A 19202-nucleotide genomic window follows, 5' to 3' on the forward strand; every position below is an offset into this window, starting at 1 on the left:
CGCCGTCTGGATCAATCCGCCCAACAACAAGCTCCAACTCCAAGCTTAATCTATCGCTCCGGCTGTCTCACATTCGTTGACACGCTCCGCCTCCTGGAGGTCGAGTTACGGCAAGCGCTAAAGACCGGCGAATTCGAGCTCCACTATCAACCTCTGGTGACGACGGCAACGGGGCAAATCAGCGGATTCGAAGCCCTCTTGCGATGGCATCATCCCAACCGCGGCATGGTTGCGCCGATGGATTTCATTCCCCTGGCAGAGGAGATCGGCCTGATCGTTCCTCTGGGGGAATGGGTTATACGCCAAGCCTGTGCTGACGCGGCCAGCTGGCCGGAACACGTCCGCATCGCCGTCAATGTTTCGGCGATTCAATTCAAGAGCGGCAATCTGGTCCCGGTAATCGTGTCGGCGCCCGCGAACTCAGGCATTGCCGCCAACCGGCTGGAAATCGAAATCACCGAGAGCGTGGTTCTCCACGAGAGCGAGGCGACGCTCGCCAAGCTGCACCAGCTGCGCAGTCTCGGCGTGCGGATTTCCATGGATGATTTCGGGACGGGCTATTCCTCCCTGAGCTATCTGCGCAGCTTTCCGTTCGACAAGATCAAGATCGATCGCTCTTTCGTCGCCGATCTCGACAAGAAGGCCGACTGCGCGATCATCGTCCGGGCAGTCGCTTCGCTCGGGATTAGCCTCGGAATCGCGACCACGGCCGAAGGCGTCGAAACCGCGGAGGAATTCGAACTCTTGCGAGCCGACGGCTGCACTGAGAGTCCGTTTCGAAACTCACTGCGGCGGGTTCAAAGGCCCCTCGGATGGTCGCTCCGCAATGACATGATACCCGATTTCCGCGGGTTTGGGCGTCCCGGGTGAACCATGGAGGCTGGTCTTGGCAGGGTTTCGAAACGGCCTCTGAGGTGCAAGGTTATCTCTTCAGCCCTCCAAAGCCGATCGCCGAGACGCTTCGCCTTCTGGGTGCCCGGCCTCAAATCTTTACACCCGACCGCAACTTCACGATTGAGCACAAGGGCCGACTCAACACTGATAAAATCCCCGCAGTGGCGCGGGCCGATACCGCAACTCTTGCGCTGGGCACAGCGGCTTTCGGTTCTGCCCGCGGATGAGGATCTGACCTTTGACCCTGCTGCAACGTCCGCGTCGACCGGCGGCGTTGCCCTGTTTTATCACCGCTGCGCACACAAATGGTCCGAGCAAGCGGAGTCTCCAGGATCGGCCAGCCTTTCAGCAAAGTGGTGCTGCCCCGTATAGGCTATCAGCATCATTCTCGATGCCACGAGTTCCGTGAACGTCCCGTTCCACCGACAGCCTTTGGGTCCAAGATTATGAAATATCGACAGGGACCGTCGGGCATATCCGGCATTTATGCAGGTTCGCGACCAGACAACGTGCCTGTCCGAGCCACTCGTTCCCAAACGGCCGCTTACTCCGTCATCCGCCTTCGCTGGGCAACGCCCGACGGATTGCCGCTTCCAGAACTTCAGGAGAGACTGGCTTGGAAAGGATCGCTGCGGCAGGGGCGGCTTGCCGAATCCGGGTCAGGTTGGCCTCATCGGTATAGGCGGTGATGAATATAACCGCCACTTGCCGACGCTGGAAGATACGCCGCACTGTCTCAACCCCGTCAGGGCCTGCACCCAGATTGACGTCCATCAGAATCAGGTCGGGAGCAAAATCAATTGCAGATTTCACGGCGCTTTCGCAGTCGCCCGCGATATCGCAAACATTAAACTCGAGGTCCTGGAGCAGGGCCTCCAAATGCCATGCCACAAAATATTCGTCATCGACGATCAGGACACGGGGCTCATGATGACGAGGCGCCTCCCCTTCGCTCATGGCCATTGGGCGAAACGACCCGCTACCCGGGCGATCGGAGGCGCAAATAACTTGCTTGTTCAAGCGCATGACTGGCTGCTTTCCTCGGACGCGCCCATCGGTATTACGAGGTCAACTTCCACTCCGTCGGGTCCGTATTTGACGGCGACCTGCCCCTTCAACTCGTGTCGGACGCTGGCGTTGATCATGGCGCTTCCAAACCCGCGTCGGCTGGGGGGCGACACCGGGCCGACGCCAATCTCGCACCATCGGATGCGAGTTTCACCATTTGCCTCGGTTGTCCATTGTATCGAGAGTCTGCCACTCGGGGCAGAAAGGGCCCCATATTTCGCGGCGTTTGTCAGCAATTCGTGCATCACCATGCTCACGCTCAACGCCGCTTTCGGCTGCAACCACACGAGAGGACCGCCGATGTCTAGCTGGCTATCCAACATCAGGTAGGGCGACAGAACCTTGTCGACGAGATCACTTAGGGATGTCGCTTTCCAGTTTCGCTCCGTCAGCAGCGAGTGAGCACCGCTTAGCGCATGAAGTCGTGCGAGGAAGTTTTGACTGAACGTGTCAATCGTGTCGCTATTTCGAGCGGTTTGGGAGGCGATCGCGGTCACGACTGCCAGCATGTTTTTCACGCGGTGATCGACTTCGGCGAGCAGAAGCTTTTGGTGGGCCTGCGCCCGTTTCCGCTCGTCTATCTCGATCTCGAGGGATGTCGCATGTTCTCGCAGCGCCTCTTCAGCATGCCGACGCTCGAACACCCGCCCGACCTGCTGGCCGATCGCTCGCAATGTCAGCAACAAATCAAAATCGGGCTCGACCGCCGCTTCACTAAAGAATTCGATGACCGCGATAACTCGATCCTCCGACATGATCGGAAAGCCAAGGGCCGATTTGACCTCGATCCCCTTGGGCCATTTGGCTCGCGGGAAATTCGGGTTGGTAGCCACATCCGCGATCCATTCCGGCTCGCGGCCGCTCCAGACACGGCCGGGGAGCCCTTCGCCTGGAGCGAAACTCGTGACGGCGGTGGCGGAGCGGAATTCCGCGAATTCGTCTGGCCGGCTGCTAAACCAAATCGGCGACGGAAGCAGCCGGACCGGCGCCGTTTCCGACGCCAGATATACATGACCAAGGGGCCACCCCGTCAGCTTATGGACCGAGGCGAGACAAACCTGCAGGGCGTCATCCAGTGAGATCGTTTCCGCGGCAATCGAAATCGTGCGATACAACGCTTCCATTTTGAGGGCGTGCTCTTCGCGCTGCCGTTCCGCGCTTCTTCGCTCGCTGATGTCGCGAAGGAAGCCGACAAAAATCAGTCCATCACCCTCTGCCATGGGCGAAATGGACAATTCCACCGGAAATTCCTTGCCGGTGTGGCGCAGAGCCCAGATTTCAATACGACGACGGAGCACCTTCGCCTCGCCGGTCTCAAGGAAGCGACGCAGGCCCTCCGTGTGAGCTTCACGGAAGCGAAGCGGAACGATCAGGTCGCCCAGCTTGCGGCCGAGCGCTTCGTCACGTGACCAGCCGAAGATTGCTGTGGCATTCTCGTTCCAGTCGACGACATCGCCACGGCGATCCATGACGATGACGGCGTCGAGGGCGGTTTCCAGAACGAGACGCCACGCGCTATCGGGGTCTGGCGATGGACCAGGCAATGAGGAAATCGGTGGCGTCATCAAAATCGCATCATTCCCCTACCCGATCGAAACGGCTGTTTGCCACGCATCCGACGGTGAAAATGTGGTCTGCGACCGCAGCGTTGCAACCACGTTCATAACGGCCCGATGTCTTTTAACAGCTGGTGATACGTCGACAACGGACGGGGAGAAATCTCGTTCCTGTGTGTCTTCCACTTCAGGGTACGGCCGCGGAACTTATCTCCCCTGCCCGTTCGACGAACGCCAACATAGAACGCTCATATACCGCCGCCCGGCGCGACCCGGGGGCATCGAGTCCGGCGACGGTCAGCGGCTAACAGCGGTCTGTGGCGTTGGTCTTGAGCACCTCGGCGAGGATGATGTGAGGCTGGTCGAGGGTGGTGCGCATGCGGTCCTTTTCGGATGAGGTTTCCGAGATTTGGCGCGGGACCACTTAATCGATCCGCCCGGCGCGACAAAGGCGCCGCCGGGGCAGTGTCGCTTCCTGCCAGACCTTCATCACATCCACTTGATCGGGGGCATTTGTCGCAACCTCCTGCCATCCCTCCCGTTATCGACACAATCGCGAACGGTTCGCACGACGTTGCACCCTTCCGATCCTATCCACAAATGGAGGATACCTCATGAACAAGCTTCTGATGACGACTGCCGCCACGCTTCTCGCGCTGGGCTCGACCGCATTCGCCGACAACATGATCGACACGGCCGGCGTGAAGGTCGAGGGCAAGACCGCGACTTTCGCCAAGGTCTCTTCGGACAAGGGCGGATATCTCGTTCTGCACGAGGTGAAGGACGGCGCGCCGGTGGTTCCGGGCTCGATCGGCAACGTGGCCATCCCGGCTGGTGAGAGCACCGACATCGCGGTCGAAGCCGACATGGATTTCGCAACGGACACCGAATACATGGTCATGTTGCACGAAGAGACGAACGGCAACGACACCTATGACTTCGGAGAAGGAACGACCGACGTCGATACCCCGACAATGGCGGATGGCAAGCCGGTGGTAATGCCGTTTACCGCCACCATGGCGTCGATGGATAGCTCGGCCGGCGCCTCTGCTGGGGCCTCGGTCGACACCAGTGCGGGCGGCGCGTCTGCGGGCGGGGCAATGGACTCCACCATGTCCGGCGCCAGCACCGCGACCAGCGGCGAGGCCGGCGCGAAGACCGACGAGGTCACCACGCCGTCGGGTGGTGTGGTTCCCGGCCAGACGCCGAAATAAGGCGGTCGCCACGCTTCCAGTGAAAAGCCGTCCCGCCTCGCGGGGCGGCTTTTTTTTCGGTCCCCGCAGCCGGCCTGCGGGACTATCGTGCCAGTTGGCAGCGTTTCCCGCGGCAAAGCCACCCGATCGAGGAGATCGCATGAGCCGTCTTGGCCTGCGCCGTCGCGACTGTGTGCCCCAAGTCCTAACACGGGAAGGTTCCGTTTTTTTGGTATTCCATTCCGCGCAGAATCTATAGGCAGGCGATCGATTTCCACGGGCTCTCTATCCCCCCGGTCCGGACGTGTCGCGTGACGATCTGGATTGAATTTTGTCTTGTTTCACGAACAGTGCGGTTCTCCTCACAGGTCGATCAGCACATCTTCATCATAGCCGAATAGTTCAGACAGCGCCTGCCGCTCGGCCAGCGTCGGCGTCACCCCGGCCTCAATTTCCCAAAGTCTTGCAGGCAACACCCCACACGCATGGGCGACCTCTTCGAGGGTGCGGCCGGAATGATCGCGGACCGCCCGCAGCACCGACGCGCCTGCGTCGATGCTGTGGACAATTTCCGGCGGAAACGGCGCGAGCCTGGACATGACGAGATAATAGCGCGTGGATTTGTCGCGTTGATCGGATTTTAGGTGGCCGTCTGACATTCCCGTAAGCAGCACGCCACGGGTGATGGCCACCGGAAGCTCCTCCCCGATATTCCGACACCTGTCTGTCGGGAAAAACCCTACATGCCGAATCGGGACGTCGGTTCGTCGCCGACCTCGACGACCAGCCGTTCGTCAAATTCATCGTTCTCGATCTCGGTCGGCAACCGCTTGCGGTGCGCGGCGTGGACGTAGCCTCTCGGATTGCAGATCACCCGGGTCGCGCCAATCGCATAGTCGTGCCGGGTATGCACATGACCGTGGATCCAAAGCTCCGGCTGATGCGCGAGGATCAGGTCCTCGAGGTCGCTCGCATAGGCGGCATCCCCCGGTTCCTCGACCCGGCCGTTGCGCAGGGACCGCGGCGACGGAGCATGGTGCGTCACGACCACAGTCGGCCCGTCGAACGGTGTCGCAAGCGTCGTCTCGATCGCCGCCAGGTGGCGGCGATGGATTTCCGCGAGCATCCAGGGCTGGAGGCGACGTTCGTAATCGGCAATCCTGATGTAGCGAAAGTCGTTCATGTCCCTGCCCGCCGCGGCCTGGCCGGCATCGACGTCGCCCTGCCAGATCGCGTAGTCGGTCCACAGCGTCGCCCCGACGAACCGAGTGCCGGCGATCGTCACCGTCTCGCCGTCGAGTAGGTGAATGAAGTCGACAAGACTACGGTCGCGAAAGCGCTGGATCTCGCGGTCGATGGTGCCGCGCCAGAAATCGTGGTTGCCGGCGACGACGACGATCGGAATGCCACGATCCTGCGCCTCGAGCCACGAGCGGCCCATTTTAGAGAGCCGCCCGGCGACGTCGCCCGCGATGACGATCACGTCGGCCTCGACATCACGCGGCAGTGAATAATTGCCGAGCGAGCCGCGACTATAGTCGTCGTGCAGATCGGACATGATCCAGATTCTGGTCATCGTGGGCCTCCCTCGCCCGGTCTGTTCCAGAAACCTGCGTCGGACGCTTCCGCCGCAGGTTCTTCCCGGCGATCGAGCCGCGGCATGATTTCCGCAAGCGTCACCGGTCGGTAGTCCCAGACATCGACGCCGACGTCGCAGGCCAGGCCGGGCACCTGCAGTCGTCCATGGGCGTGACCGTGAAGATGAACCGCGCCGCCATGCGCACCTGCCCATGAGGCGATCGGATAGTGGCAAAGGACCAGTCGCTGGCCGTCGACCTTGATGTTGGCGATGTCATGCACGGATGCCCACGGCCAGGCTGCGATGCCCGGCGTGTCGTGATTGCCCCGGACCAGATGCTTGGAGCCATTGAGCTTGCGGAAGATCTTCAGGAGATGCTCGATCGGCCCCTTGCCGAAATCGCCGAGAAACCAGACCCGATCCTTCGGCGTCACGCGCCGGTTCCAGGCGGCGACGAGCGCTGCGTCGTGCTCTTCGATCGAACGAAAGGGACGGCCGCACATCTCGATGATGCGTGCGTGACCGAAGTGGGTGTCAGCGGTAAAAAACGTCGGCATGGGGCCTCCTTCGCCCGGCAATTTCCGCTGCGGTCATGAAAGTTCAAAGAGGGGAAAATCGCAGACAGTTTAAGGTGCCATATATGACACCTTATGCGTCTTAACGTGCCATATATGGCGCGTTAAGCTGTCCGCTGGGCGATGATCTCGTCGAACATCGATGTGACGGCCGCCGTGATCGCATCGGCAATCATCGTCTTTTCCCAGCCTTCGAAATGCGCGTCGGCGATGGCGAGCATCCACCTGGCGTCGCCATCGATCCTTTCGAAGATCGTCATCGCCGCACCTTTTCCAGCACCCAGCGCATGACGCAGACCCCCAGTGCCCGCCGCATGTCGGCGTCGGCCAGGCTCCACACCTCGACGGCCTGGTGGACGAACTCCACCGGCGGGATGCCTTCGTCCCGCTCGATCTGGTCGAGACGGTCCTGGATTCGCTTTTCGAAAGATATGATCATGGTGTGGGCCTCCTTCGCCCTTCATAAAAGTCCACGTTCCTGACCGAACGCCCGTAGCGCCGCCTCGCCCAGAACCCGCTTTTCGATGGCAAGGCGCGCCAGATCGACGATCGCGATCCGATGCCGGTGCGCCGTCATCAGCGCCTCGGAATAAAGCCGTCGCACGGCATGCTCGACGTCGCCGCGATCCGCATCGCCGGGCGTCAGATAGCCGCCCAGCCCGAACGACCCGGCGGCGTTCGCCAGCGCCACGCTGGCCTGCTGGAGATCCTGCCTCGCCCCGGCCGACGCTTCGCCCAGCACGATTTCCTCGGCGGCGCGACCGCCGAGGATCGGCAGCACGTAGCGCTCGATATCGCCAAGCCGCCCTTCGGAAGGAGCAATGTCGCTCTGGACGTAACCATTCATTCCCCGCCCATGGACGATCGACAGGCAGCCTGGGACGGTTCCCGTCGCCAGAAACGCCACGGCGTGTCCGGCTTCGTGAACCGCGGTGCGCCAGACGATCTCGCGACCGCGGGTTTCCGGCGGCAGCGCCGCGGCCATCAGATCGCGCCCGGTCACCGGCTCCCTGCGGCGGCGGGCGGCGCGCTTGGCCTCACGGACGAAGCGGGCGACGTCGGCTCCGGACGCCGATCCCGCCAGCGACGTCGCGACCGGCGCGATGTCGTCCAGATCGGCTTCGGGCAGATGGTGACGAATGATCTTCGTCAGCGCGTCGGCGTCCGGCAACCCTATCTCGAAGCGGCGATCGAGGCGTCCGCTGCGGACCAGTGCCGGATCGAGATTGTCGTCGTTGTTGCAGGCGGCGATGGTCACGATGCCCTCGGTCCGCGACGTCCCGTCCAGGCATTCAAGGAGGGCCGTGACGATCGCCGTCCACCAGTCGTCGTGACGGCCGGCCGACGCCGATCCGCGCTTCGGAATGGCGTCGATCTCGTCGATGAACACGATGCACGGCGTGTGCTTTTCCGCCTCGGCGAAGGTCGCCCGCATCGCCTTGACGAGCGTGCCCATATGAGCCTCGCCCGACGACTGCCACTGGGCGTAGGACGTGGCGATCATCGGCATTCCCGCCGACGCCGCCAGCGCCGAAGCCAGCATCGTCTTGCCGGTGCCGGGCGGGCCGACAAGCAGGCAGCCGCGATCGACATCCGCCCAGGCGACGCCGCCGTTGCGATAGCCGTCGATATCGGCGATCAGATCGCGGCACCAGTCGGCGGCCGCGCCGTATCCGGCGAGGTCCTCGAGGCGCGGCTCGGTCGGATGCAGGACATCGATGGGCGACAGCGCCTTGCTTGATCTCCAGCCGGTCTGCTCCTTATTTTCCTTCTTCTCTTCGCGCCGCATCCACGTGTCGAAGGCCGCTTGATGCGCCTTCATCGCCTCGACGAGTGCGATCACCTCGCCGGGATTGCCGGCGCGCTTGAAGGCGAAGTCGATCTTGCGGGGTGACATTGCGGCCGCATCCAGCCTGCGCGGCCATGCCGCTCCCGAGCCGGGGAAGGCACGTTCGAGCGCCGCGGTCATCAACGACGGCTTGATCCGCCGCAGATCGAACTCCGCGTCGACAAGCGGCTTGAACACGGGGTCGAGCACCTCGTCCGGCTTCAGATACAGGATCGTATGGCCACACCGGAGCATGTCGAGAACATTGCCGAGATCGTGACCTGGATGCTCCGCGAGTCTGCGCCCGTTCTCAATGCTCACCCCACGGACCGGATAGCCGGAGATCCCGATCGCCTCCGCGAAGCCGGCCTCGATCGGGATTGCCCAGCGGTCGTTCGACACGCGGACGAGAATGCACGCCGTCTCCTTCGCCTCGATCCGGTGCGCGATCCGGCCCGGAAGGTCGGCCAGCAACTGAAGACAGACGAACTCGGTCGGCAACAGCAAGCCGTTCGCGGCCTTACTGGCGCCGAGATCGATATCGTCCTCGTCGAGCGGTGCCGGCAGCAGGTGAACGCGATCGTCCGGGATCCGCCGCTTGCCGACGACCCGGACGATCGGTTGACTGGCCTTCTTCGCCATTGATGATCTCCATCCTTGCGCCTGGGCCACTGCCCTCGCGTCTTGGAAATCATCATGACCAACGGGTACTAAAATCCGGTGGTACCCGACCGGCGAATTTTACGCGTTCTTAAAGTTCTTCCACCTCAAGGATCGCGTCCGCGTTCGCGGCTTCCAGCAGCGCCGACCGCAATACCGCCCGCATGGCGCCGTCGTCGGCATATTCCGCGACAAGTTTCTGGATCTCGGCCGAGAACTCCCGCCGCAGCTTCGCCTGGTCGCGAAGCTTGCCGACGATCGTCGGCGGCATCCGGCTTTCGCCCTTCACCCACCGGGTCACCGAGCGCACCGGAACTCCGGTGAGCCGCTGGAGGATCTCGACGGTCGAACGCGGAAAGACTTCGTGGATGAGATCGACGACGGCGTCGGTGTCGTAGTCCTCGGGATTTGGGGAATGGGTCATGCGGGCCTCCTTCGCCTGGTGGGTTCGATGATGCGGGCCGCTCGATCCTGATCCAAAAAGGCCTGAAACTGTCGCCGAAACTGTCGCAGGGAGAATTCAGGTTTTCGGGAAACCCTTATTTTGCTGGTCGGAGTGGCAGGATTCGAACCTGCGACCCCCTCGTCCCGAACGAGGTGCGCTACCAGGCTGCGCTACACTCCGTGACCTGCGGCGCGGTATATAACGGGGCGGACCCGGCGCCGCAAGCGATCATTGCGATTTCATCGGAGCGATCGGCATTTGCGCTGGAGCGCTGCGGGCGCGCGTGGACGCGCGGCGCATCTTCGCCATTACAGCAGCGTCAGCAGCCCGACGGAGATCGCCGGCACGTAGCTGATCACCAGCAGGCAGGCGATGATGACGAGAACGAAGGGCAACAGCCGCGGGACGATCTGCTCGAACGGGATACGGGCAACCTGGCACGCGGCGAAGAGATTGACGCCGAAGGGCGGCGTGATCATGCCGAGCGCGAGGTTGACGACCATGATCAGGCCGAAATGCACCGGATCGATGCCGAAGGAGACCGCGACAGGCGCGAGGATCGGCGCCAGGACGATGATCGCCGCCGAGGTCTCGATGAACATGCCGGCAATGAACAGGAAGGCGTTGACCGCGAGCAGGAAGTAGAGCGGGTCTTCCATCACGCTGCCCAGCCACTCGCCGATCGCGGCCGGCACGCCGGCACGGGTGATCAGAAACGAGAACAGGCCGGCGGCGGCGATCACGAACAGGATGATCGTCGAGGAGATCACCGAACGGTGCAGCACCGGCAGAAGATCGCGCGGGCTGATCGTGCGGTAGACCGCCATGCCGATGAACAGCGCGTAGAACACCGCGATGACCGAGGCCTCGGTCGGCGTGAAGATGCCGTCATAGATGCCGCCGATGATGACGATCGGCATCAGCAGGGCGAGGAACGCCGCCTTCAGCGATTGCCAGAACGGCAGGCGGCCCTCGTGGTCGCGCTCGCCCCATTTGTTCTTGCGGCAATAGACGTAGACGAAAAGGATCAGGGCCAGCCCGATGAGCAGCCCCGGTCCAAGGCCGGCGATGAACAGATCGCCGATCGAGACCTCGGCGCTGACGCCGTAGAGAATCAGCGGGATCGACGGCGGGATGATGACGCCCAGCTCGGCCGACGTCGCCTGCAGCGCGGCGGCAAAGCCGGTCGGATAGCCGTGCTTGGTCATCGCCGGAATGACGATCGCGCCGATCGCGAAGGTCGTCGCGACCGAGGATCCCGAAACCGCCGCGAAAATCATGCAGGTCAGGACGCAGGAGCAGGCAAGCCCGCCCCGCACCCCGCCGACCATGGTCTTGGCGAATTCGACGAGGCGGCCGGAGATGCCGGCGGCCTCCATCAGATTGCCGGCAAGGATGAAGAACGGCACCGCCATCAGCGGGAAGGAGTCCAACTTGGTCATCAGCTGCTGGGCGACGACGAGCAGCGGCAGGCTGGTGAAAAAGACCAGGCCGCCGATCGAGGCGGCCGCGATCGCGATCGCGATCGGCAGGCCGAGCGCGAAGAAGCCGACGAGGGCGAGGAGCATGAAGCTGGACATCGATGCTCCTCAGACGTCGTGGGTGGCAGGGCCCTGCCGGTGAACCAGGATGCCTGCCAGTTCCTCGAAGAGGCGCGCCAGCGTCGCGACGATCGACAGCGCCGCTCCGACCGGAATCGCCGCGTAGATGAAGCCAATGGATATCTTCTGGCCGAAGAACGGATCGCTGACGCCGGCGATCGTCTGCCGGGCGGTTCGCTCGGTCATCGCCCAGCCGTACCAGACCATGACCCCGAGAACCCCGAGAGTCAGGCACGCGAGGAGAACGGCAAGAAATTTACGCGCCGACGGCGGCACGCGCGCGATCAAAAGGTCAACCGAAATCAGCGCGCCGGAGCGCAGGCAGGCGACCAGGCCGAGATAGACCATCCAGATCATCAGCGAGCGGGCCGTCACCTCGGACCAGGTGGACGGGCGCTCCAGCACGAAGCGGGTCAGAACCTGCCAGAAGGTGATCACCGACATGAGCGCGAGAAGCGCCATGGCTGTCCATAGCGACAGGCGCAGGACCCAGCGATCGATGGCGCGCAGGACAGTCAGCATCGATGGCCCTTGTTGCTGGTGTCGAAGACGACAGGGGCCGGGACGTCGCCGCCCGGCCCTGTCGTCGTCTTACGAGTGTGTCACTTGCCGGTGTCGCGGATGGCGTCCAGCTTGTCCTGGCCGAACTGCTCGGCGTATTTGGCCATCAGCGGCTCCAGCGCTTTCTCGAAGGCGGCGCGGTCGACGTCCTCGGTCACCTCCATGCCCGCCTCCTTCAGCGTGGCGACGCCCGAATCGGCGTCGGAGCGAACCTTCTCGCGCATCGCGGCGGCGCCCGCCTTGGCGGCTTCGCGGAAGGCATCCTTCTCCTCGTCGCTCAAGCCGTCCCATACCGTCGGCGACATCAGAAACAGGGCCGGCGAATAGACATGGTTGGTCAGCGAGAGGTACTTTTGAACCTCCGCGAACTTGGCCGAGAGAATCACCCCAATCGGGTTTTCCTGGCCGTCGACGGTGCCCTGCTGAAGCGCGGTGAACAGCTCCGGAAAGGCCATCGGTGTCGGCAGAACGCCGAGTTCGGAGAACGCCTCCATATGCACCTGGTTCTCCATAGTGCGGATCTTCAGGCCCTCGGCATCGGCGGGCTCCTTCACCGGCCGCTTGGAATTGGTCAGGTTGCGGAAGCCGTTCTCGCCCCAGGCGAGCGCGATCAGGTCGTTGTCGGGGAACTTGTCCAGCAATGCCTGGCCGATCGGACCATCGAGCACGGCATGGGCGTGATCGTAGTCGCGAAACAGGAACGGAATGTCGGTGATCAACGTCTCCGGCACGAAATTGCCGACCGGACCGGTCGAGGTGATGACGAGATCGACCGTACCGAGCTGCGCACCCTCGACCATCTCGCGCTCGCCGCCGAGGGCGTTCGCCGGGAACTGCTTGATGGTGAACTTGCCGTCGGTGAGTTTTTCGAGTTCCTCGGCCATAGCCGTGGCGCCGACGCCGTAATGTGAGGTTTCGGACAGCGAGTAGCCGAGCTTCAACTCGACGGCATTGGCCGCTGAAACGGTCCACCCGGCAAATAGCGCGGCGAGACCGGCGGCGGTGAGCGTTCTGATGGTCATGATTCCTCCCGACATGGCGGCAACCGTCGAAAAGGGCTCCTCCCTTGTCCGTAAGGCCGCATGATGAAGCGGATTTGCGGGAGAATGCCTTACCCTGTCAAGGCGATGCGCGGCGGCAGTTGCGGCGAAGGCAGCGTAAGCCGAGACGGATGGTGATGTCACGCAGCGCCGGCGCGGACGCAGTCGGCACACAGGCCGCTTATTTCGATCGCGGTGCGCTGCGGGCAGAATCCCTCGGATTTGGCCCAGCCGCGCAGTCGCTCCTCGACCACCGCGTCGGAAAACTCCCAGACCCGCGCGCAACGTCCGCAGATGCCGAAGGCGATCGTCGCGCTCTCGTGATGATCGTGGGGATGGTCGCAGGGCACGAACGCCTTGAGGCTATCGAGCCGGTGGACGAGTCCACGATCGAGAAGCGTATCGAGAGCGCGATAAACCTGCAGGGGCGCGCGAAATCCGTCGTCGCGGAGTCGGTCGAGGATCGTATAGGCGCTCAGCGGCTCGTCCGCCGCCTTCAGCGCGTCGAAGACGAGGCTCTGGTTGCGCGTCAGTTTCGGCGCGGCGATCATCGCGGTGCCTTTTCAGCAGGTTCGGCCCGGCGGTCGGCAAATGCCGGCATCGGCAGCAGGCTGACAAGGAACAGCGCAAGCGCGGCGACGACGATCGACGGGCCGGACGGCGTGTCGAAATTCAGCGAGGCGAAGAGGCCGCCGGTCGAGGCGACAGCGCCAATGAACGCGGCGAGGAGCGCCATCATCTCCGGCGTCGAAGCGAAGCGCCGCGCAGTCGCCGCCGGGATGATCAACAGCGCGGTGATCAGGAGAATGCCGACGATCTTCATGGCGATGGCGATGACCACCGCCATCAGCAGCATGAAAAGAAATCGTGAGCGTTCCGGCCGAAGCCCCTCGGCTTCTGCGAGTTCGGTGCTGACGGTCGCGGCGAGCAGCGGACGCCAAAGCACGGCCAAACCGGCGAGGACGAGGATGCCGCCGCCGAAGATCGCGACAAGGTCGATGCGGGAGACCGCCAGGATGTCGCCGAACAGGAGACCCATCAGGTCGATCCGCACCCAGGTCATGAAGGCGATGATGACCAGTCCCAGCGCCAGGGTCGAATGGGAAAGGATGCCGAGCAACGCGTCGGTCGACAGCGCGCCGCGCCGCTCGAGCAGGACGAGGGCAACGGCGACCACCGCGGCCACTGCGAAGACGCCGAGCATCAGGTCGATCTCGAAGGCTGTCGACAGCGCCACGCCGAGCAGCGCCGAATGGGCCATCGTATCGCCGAAATAGGCCATGCGCCGCCACACAACAAAGCAGCCGAGCGGGCCGGCGACCAGCGCGATGCCGATGCCGGCCAGAATGGCGCGGACGAAGAAGTCATCGAACATCGGCGGGCTCCCGGTCCTTCGGACGATCGGAACGATGTTCGTCATGGTCATGGTCATGGTCATGGTCATGATCATGATCGTGCCCGTCACCGCCTTTCGGGGGACTGCATTCGTCGCCGATCGTGCCGTCGGCGAAACGCACCCGCCCATCCGGCAGATGGGTGTGATCGTGATCGTGCGAATAGATCGCCAGGGTCTCCGCCGCGCGCGGGCCGAACATGCGCTGATACGCCGGCGAATTGGCAACCGATTGCGGCGTCCCCTCGCAGCAAACATGGCCGTTGAGACAGATCACCGTATCGGTCTTGGCCATCACCACATGCAGATCGTGCGAGATCAACAACACCGCGCAGCCTTCGGCATCACGGATATCGGAGATCAGGTCGTAAAGCGCGATCTCGCCGCTGAAATCGACGCCCTGGACCGGCTCGTCCAGGACAAGAAGATCGGGCTTGCGGATCATCGCGCGGGCGAGCAGCGCCCGCTGAAATTCGCCGCCGGACAGACGATGCACCTCGGCCTTGGCCAGATGGGCGATGCCGACGCGGTGCAGCGCCTCGGTGACCGCCGCGCGCGAAGCCCGCACGGTCAACGTCATCAGCCGCTCGACGCTGAGCGGCAGCGTCCAGTCGATGCTCAGCTGCTGTGGCACGTAGCCGACCGTCAGCCGGTTCGCCCGGCGGACTGTTCCCTCGTCGGGCTTCAATATTCCGATCGCGGTCTTGGCGGTTGTCGATTTGCCGGAGCCATTGGGGCCGATCAGCGTGACGATCTCGCCCCGGCGCAAGGTCAGGTCGACGCCGCGCACGAGCCAGCGCCCGGAACGCCGCACACCGACGCCGCGCATTGCGACGAGGACATTGTCTACGAGAGAAGAGGAAGAGGTCATTCGCTATCCGGACCATCGCTTGCAGCAGCGTATGTCACTCGCTATAGCACATCATTGTAATGACATAACATATCAATTTAGCGCCAATGGGCGCCGCGTCATTCAGAGCCGAAGGATTTGTGCATGCCGACAACCCGCTCGTTGCTCCTCGCCGCCGCGTTGTCTGTCCTGACTTCTTCCGCCCAGGCAGCCGACGCGGACACCACGCCCGCCGTGGTCGCCTCGATCAAGCCGATCCATTCGCTCGTCGCCGGTGTCATGGAGGGTGTCGGCGAACCGATGCTGATCGTTCAGGGGGCCGGCTCGCCGCACACCTATCGGATGAAGCCGTCGGAGGCCGCGGCGCTCCAATCCGCCGATGTCGTCTTCTGGGCCGGCGCCTATCTGGAGGCGTTTCTGGTCAAGCCGCTCGCAACGCTCGGAGCGAAGGCGAAAAGCGTTGAGCTGGTCGATGCGCCGGGCGTCGAGAGGCTGCCGCTGCGCGAGGGCGGAGCGTTCGAGGCCGACGCGCACGAGGACGAAACCGCCAGCGAGGCCGCGCACGAAGACGATGGCGGCACCTTCGACACACATGTCTGGCTCGACCCGGTGAACGCCAAGGCGATGGTCGGCGCGATCGAGGCGACCCTCGCCGCCACCGACCCGGCCCATGCAGAAACCTACGCGGCCAACGCCGACAAGCTCGAGGCACGGCTGGACGGACTGATCGCCACAATCGAGGCCGACCTCGCCGGCGTGAAGGGCCGGCCCTACATCGTCTTCCACGACGCCTATCAGTATTTCGAGCGCCGCTTCGCCATGCCAGCCGCCGGATCGATCACCGTCAGCCCGGAGACGCCCCCCGGCGCGAGGCGGATCACCGAACTTCAGGCCAAGGTGAAGGCGGTCGGCGCGACCTGCGTGTTCGCCGAGCCGCAATTCGAGCCGGCGCTCGTCGATGTGGTCATCGAGGGCATCGAGGCGAAGGCGGGCGTGCTCGATCCAGAAGGCGCGGCGCTAAAGGATGGGCCGGAGCTCTATTTCGAACTGATCGGCAACCTCGCGGCGTCGCTGAAAGACTGTCTTTCGTAGGAAAACTGAGGCGGAACGCTGCAGCATTCCGTCCGCCACCGGGCAATTTCAGCCCTCGTCCCCCGCCGCAACAAAGGCGGCCAAGCGCTTGTCGAAAAAGGCGCCAACGCCCTCGCGGGCATCGGCCGTCTCCCAAATATCGGCGAGGCGCCGGGCGGTGTCGGCAATGGTCGCCTCGTCGATGATCGGGCCGAGCGAGCGGGCGAGCGCCTTCGACGCCGCGACGGCCGCCGGCGAGCAGGCAAGATAGGGCGCGATCTCCGCCTCAACCGCGGCGTCGAGATCATCCGCCGGTATCGCTTGGGCGAGAAGGCCGAGCGATACCGCCTCATCGGCGTCGAACAGCCGCGCCGACATGAAGACGCGGCGGGCGCGTCCCTCGCCCATCCGGGCCAGCACGTAAGGCGAGATCGTCGCCGGGATCAGGCCGAGTTTTGCCTCCGTAAAGGCAAAGCGCGCCGCATCGCTCGCGACGGCCACGTCGCAGACCGCGATCAGCCCGAGCCCACCGCCGAAGGCCTGACCCTGGATGCGGCCGATCAGCGGCTTCGGCATCTCGTTGAGGGCTTTGAGCATCCGCGCCAGCGCCGTCGCCTCGGCGATGCGCTCCTCGCGGCTGGCCGCGAACTGCGCCTTCATCCAGGCAAGGTCCGCCCCGGCGGAAAAGCTCCGGCCTTCGCCTGTGAGGACGACGACACGCACGGTGGGGTCGGCGCCGAACTCTTCGGCCGCCCGCGTGAGGTCGGCGATCATCGCCGCGTTCATGGCATTGTGCTTGTCCGGCCGCGCCAGCGTCAGCGTCGCGACGCCGCGCCCGTCGGTCTCGATGCGGATCTTCCCGGTCACTCGCCCCTCCCCGCCGTCCCGGCCGCGCTCTCCGGTTCCAACGCCAGCAGCAGCGCGCCATCCTCGACCTGATCGCCGGGCGAAACCAGAAGCTCGGCAATCGTGCCGTCGCGGGGGCTCTTCAGCGTGTGTTCCATCTTCATGGCTTCGAGCACGATCAGCGCCTCGCCCTTCGTCACCGCGCCGCCGGCCTTGGCGGAAACCAGCTTGACGAGGCCCGGCATCGGCGCGGCGATCCTGTCGCTGGCGATCCCCTCCTCGGCGTGGGCGCTGGCGCTCCAGCGCACGAAGCGATGCGCCGCACCGTTAGCGAACACTGTGACCGCTTCGGCCTCCCGGGCCAGCGTCACCCCGAAAATGCGGCCGTCGAGCGACAGGCGCACAGCGTCGCCCTCGACTGCCACGAGATCAAGGTGCAGGGTGGTCTCTCCGGCATCCACGGCGAAACGGCCGTCGCCGCGATCGGCGACCGCCACGTCACGGCGCCCTCCCTCCCCGGTCTCGAAGCGCGCCGTCTGACGCGCGGTGCCCCAGATGCGAAAGCCGCGTAAACGCGTCCAGGGATCGTCGCCGGCCTTGGCCGGGACAGGCTCCTCCAGATGACCGAGCTGCGCCAGCGCGGCGGTCGCCACGATTTCCGGCGGGGCCGGCGCGATTGCCGTCAGCGCCTCCTGATCGCGGCCGATCAGCCCGGTATCGACATCGCCGGCGGCAAAGCCCTCATGCGCCGCGAGCCGGCCGAGGAACGCGACATTGGTCACCGAGCCGGCGATCTGCGTCCCGGCCAAAGCCCGGCGCAAGAGCCGGAGCGCCGAGGGGCGGTCCGGGCCGTGGACGATCAACTTGGCGATCATCGGATCGTAATGCGGGGTGATCCGGTCGCCCGCGCAAACGCCGGTGTCGATCCGGAGCCCCTCGCCCGCCGGAAAGCTGAGATGGGTCAGCGTTCCGGTCGCCGGCAGGAAGCCGCGGGCCGCATCCTCGGCATAGATTCGCGCCTCGAAGGCATGGCCGTGGATCGCCAGATCCTCCTGCGTGAGCGGCAATACCTCGCCGGCCGCGACGCGCAATTGCAGTTCCACCAGATCGAGGCCGGTGATCGCTTCCGTCACCGGGTGCTCGACCTGCAGCCGCGTGTTCATCTCCATGAACCAGAAGCGGTCGGGCCTGAGGCCATCGGAAGCATCGACGATGAATTCGATCGTCCCCGCCCCCGCATAGCCGATCGCCTTGGCGGCGGTGACCGCTGCTTCGCCCATGGCGGCGCGCATTTCGGGCGTCATGCCGGGCGCCGGCGCTTCCTCGATCACCTTCTGATGGCGGCGCTGCAAAGAACAGTCACGCTCGAACAGATGCACGGCGTTGCCGTGGCTGTCGCCGAACACCTGGATCTCGATATGCCGGGGCTTTTCGACATATTTCTCGATCAGGCAGTGCGGATCGCCAAAGGACGCCGCGCCCTCGCGCCGGGCGCCTTCCAGCGCAGCGGCGAACGCGGCCGGATCGTCGACGCGGCGCATGCCCTTGCCGCCGCCGCCGGCCCGGGCCTTGATCAGCACCGGATAGCCGATCTTACCGGCCTCGCCGGCGAGGAAATCGGGATTCTGTTCGTCGCCGTGATAGCCCGGAACGACCGGCACACCAGCCGCGTGCATCAACTTCTTGGCGGCGTCCTTCAGGCCCATCGCCCGAATCGCCGAAGCCGATGGGCCGACGAAGATAAGCCCCGCCGCTTCGACCGCCGCGACGAAATCCGGATTCTCGGACAGGAAGCCGTAGCCGGGGTGAATCGCCTCCGCGCCGGTCCGCTTCGCCGCGGCGATGATGCGGTCGCCCTTGAGATAGCTCTCGCCGACCGGCGCCGGGCCGATATGCACCGCCTCGTCGGCCATTTCGACATGCAGCGCTTGCGCGTCGGCATCGGAAAACACCGCGACGGTCCGAATGCCCAGCCGCTTCGCCGTGCGGATGACCCGGCAGGCGATCTCGCCACGATTGGCGATGAGCAGAGTGGTGAACAG

The 19202-nt window shown here is 64.2% G+C and carries 19 protein-coding genes, 1 tRNA gene and 1 pseudogene; 3 read left to right on the forward strand and 18 right to left on the reverse strand.

Annotated elements, in window-relative coordinates:
* Window positions 1-87 precede the first annotated feature (87 nt).
* Window positions 88-768, forward strand: a pseudogene (locus VQ044_RS09280) (putative bifunctional diguanylate cyclase/phosphodiesterase); the annotation flags it as partial.
* Window positions 769-1446: 678 nt separating this feature from the next.
* On the opposite strand, the gene VQ044_RS09285 reads toward VQ044_RS09280, so the two are convergent.
* Together VQ044_RS09285 and VQ044_RS09290 are read right to left on the reverse strand one after the other, a co-directional pair.
* Window positions 1447-1920, reverse strand: a complete 474-nt coding sequence (locus tag VQ044_RS09285) for a response regulator (RefSeq protein WP_327646941.1) — start codon at window positions 1918-1920, stop codon at window positions 1447-1449.
* The gene (locus tag VQ044_RS09290) at window positions 1911-3527 is read right to left on the reverse strand and encodes a PAS domain S-box protein (RefSeq protein WP_327646942.1); all 1617 of its coding nucleotides are present in this window, start codon (window positions 3525-3527) and stop codon (window positions 1911-1913) included. Before VQ044_RS09290 ends, VQ044_RS09285 begins: the two co-directional genes overlap by 10 nt.
* A gap of 605 nt (window positions 3528-4132) precedes the next feature.
* Between VQ044_RS09290 and VQ044_RS09295 the strand changes: the two genes are divergently transcribed.
* Window positions 4133-4732 (forward strand): DUF7282 domain-containing protein, encoded by a 600-nt coding sequence (locus VQ044_RS09295; protein ID WP_327646943.1) that lies wholly within the window; start codon window positions 4133-4135, stop codon window positions 4730-4732.
* 341 nt (window positions 4733-5073) lie between these two features.
* Here the strand turns inward: VQ044_RS09295 and VQ044_RS09300 are convergent, their stop codons facing one another.
* From VQ044_RS09300 to VQ044_RS09365, 14 genes are all read right to left on the reverse strand, one after another.
* Window positions 5074-5403, reverse strand: a complete 330-nt coding sequence (locus VQ044_RS09300; protein ID WP_327646944.1) for a helix-turn-helix domain-containing protein — start codon at window positions 5401-5403, stop codon at window positions 5074-5076.
* Between the two features lie 47 nt (window positions 5404-5450).
* Window positions 5451-6287 carry a metallophosphoesterase gene (locus VQ044_RS09305; RefSeq protein ID WP_327646945.1) on the reverse strand — a complete coding sequence of 279 codons (837 nt, stop codon included), beginning with the start codon at window positions 6285-6287 and terminating at the stop codon, window positions 5451-5453.
* The gene (locus tag VQ044_RS09310; RefSeq protein WP_327646946.1) at window positions 6284-6847 is read right to left on the reverse strand and encodes a metallophosphoesterase; all 564 of its coding nucleotides are present in this window, start codon (window positions 6845-6847) and stop codon (window positions 6284-6286) included. The genes VQ044_RS09305 and VQ044_RS09310 overlap by 4 nt, the downstream gene beginning before the upstream one ends.
* A gap of 122 nt (window positions 6848-6969) precedes the next feature.
* Window positions 6970-7125, reverse strand: a complete 156-nt coding sequence (locus VQ044_RS09315; protein ID WP_327646947.1) for a hypothetical protein — start codon at window positions 7123-7125, stop codon at window positions 6970-6972.
* Window positions 7122-7304 (reverse strand): hypothetical protein, encoded by a 183-nt coding sequence (locus VQ044_RS09320; RefSeq protein ID WP_327646948.1) that lies wholly within the window; start codon window positions 7302-7304, stop codon window positions 7122-7124. Before VQ044_RS09320 ends, VQ044_RS09315 begins: the two co-directional genes overlap by 4 nt.
* Before the next feature lie 21 nt (window positions 7305-7325).
* Window positions 7326-9335, reverse strand: coding sequence for an AAA family ATPase (locus VQ044_RS09325; RefSeq protein WP_327646949.1), 2010 nt, complete (start codon window positions 9333-9335; stop codon window positions 7326-7328).
* 109 nt (window positions 9336-9444) lie between these two features.
* On the reverse strand, window positions 9445-9777 hold the full coding sequence (locus tag VQ044_RS09330; RefSeq protein WP_327646950.1) for a hypothetical protein: 333 nt from the start codon (window positions 9775-9777) through the stop codon (window positions 9445-9447).
* 124 nt (window positions 9778-9901) lie between these two features.
* Window positions 9902-9978 (reverse strand) — tRNA-Pro (locus VQ044_RS09335).
* A gap of 128 nt (window positions 9979-10106) precedes the next feature.
* Entirely contained in the window at window positions 10107-11378 is a 1272-nt protein-coding gene (locus tag VQ044_RS09340) for a TRAP transporter large permease (protein WP_327623110.1), read from the reverse strand.
* A gap of 9 nt (window positions 11379-11387) precedes the next feature.
* A complete protein-coding gene (locus VQ044_RS09345; RefSeq protein ID WP_327646951.1) occupies window positions 11388-11921 on the reverse strand; it encodes a TRAP transporter small permease in 534 nt (177 codons plus the stop codon).
* Window positions 11922-12001: 80 nt separating this feature from the next.
* A complete protein-coding gene (locus tag VQ044_RS09350) occupies window positions 12002-12982 on the reverse strand; it encodes a TRAP transporter substrate-binding protein (RefSeq protein ID WP_327646952.1) in 981 nt (326 codons plus the stop codon).
* A gap of 158 nt (window positions 12983-13140) precedes the next feature.
* A complete protein-coding gene (locus VQ044_RS09355) occupies window positions 13141-13551 on the reverse strand; it encodes a Fur family transcriptional regulator (RefSeq protein WP_327646953.1) in 411 nt (136 codons plus the stop codon).
* Window positions 13548-14375, reverse strand: coding sequence for a metal ABC transporter permease (locus tag VQ044_RS09360; RefSeq protein WP_327646954.1), 828 nt, complete (start codon window positions 14373-14375; stop codon window positions 13548-13550). The genes VQ044_RS09355 and VQ044_RS09360 overlap by 4 nt, the downstream gene beginning before the upstream one ends.
* Window positions 14365-15264 (reverse strand): metal ABC transporter ATP-binding protein, encoded by a 900-nt coding sequence (locus tag VQ044_RS09365; protein WP_327646955.1) that lies wholly within the window; start codon window positions 15262-15264, stop codon window positions 14365-14367. Before VQ044_RS09365 ends, VQ044_RS09360 begins: the two co-directional genes overlap by 11 nt.
* 123 nt (window positions 15265-15387) lie before the next feature.
* Between VQ044_RS09365 and VQ044_RS09370 the strand changes: the two genes are divergently transcribed.
* On the forward strand, window positions 15388-16335 hold the full coding sequence (locus VQ044_RS09370; RefSeq protein ID WP_327646956.1) for a zinc ABC transporter substrate-binding protein: 948 nt from the start codon (window positions 15388-15390) through the stop codon (window positions 16333-16335).
* Between the two features lie 48 nt (window positions 16336-16383).
* On the opposite strand, the gene VQ044_RS09375 is transcribed toward VQ044_RS09370, so the two are convergent.
* The gene (locus VQ044_RS09375) at window positions 16384-17181 is read right to left on the reverse strand and encodes a crotonase/enoyl-CoA hydratase family protein (RefSeq protein ID WP_327646957.1); all 798 of its coding nucleotides are present in this window, start codon (window positions 17179-17181) and stop codon (window positions 16384-16386) included.
* Complete coding sequence (locus VQ044_RS09380) at window positions 17178-19202, reverse strand: acetyl/propionyl/methylcrotonyl-CoA carboxylase subunit alpha (protein ID WP_327647015.1); 2025 nt, start codon at window positions 19200-19202, stop codon at window positions 17178-17180. The genes VQ044_RS09375 and VQ044_RS09380 overlap by 4 nt, the downstream gene beginning before the upstream one ends.

It is taken from the genome of Aurantimonas sp. C2-5-R2, from assembly GCF_036549495.1.
Taxonomy (GTDB): Bacteria; Pseudomonadota; Alphaproteobacteria; order Rhizobiales; family Rhizobiaceae; genus Aurantimonas; species Aurantimonas coralicida_A.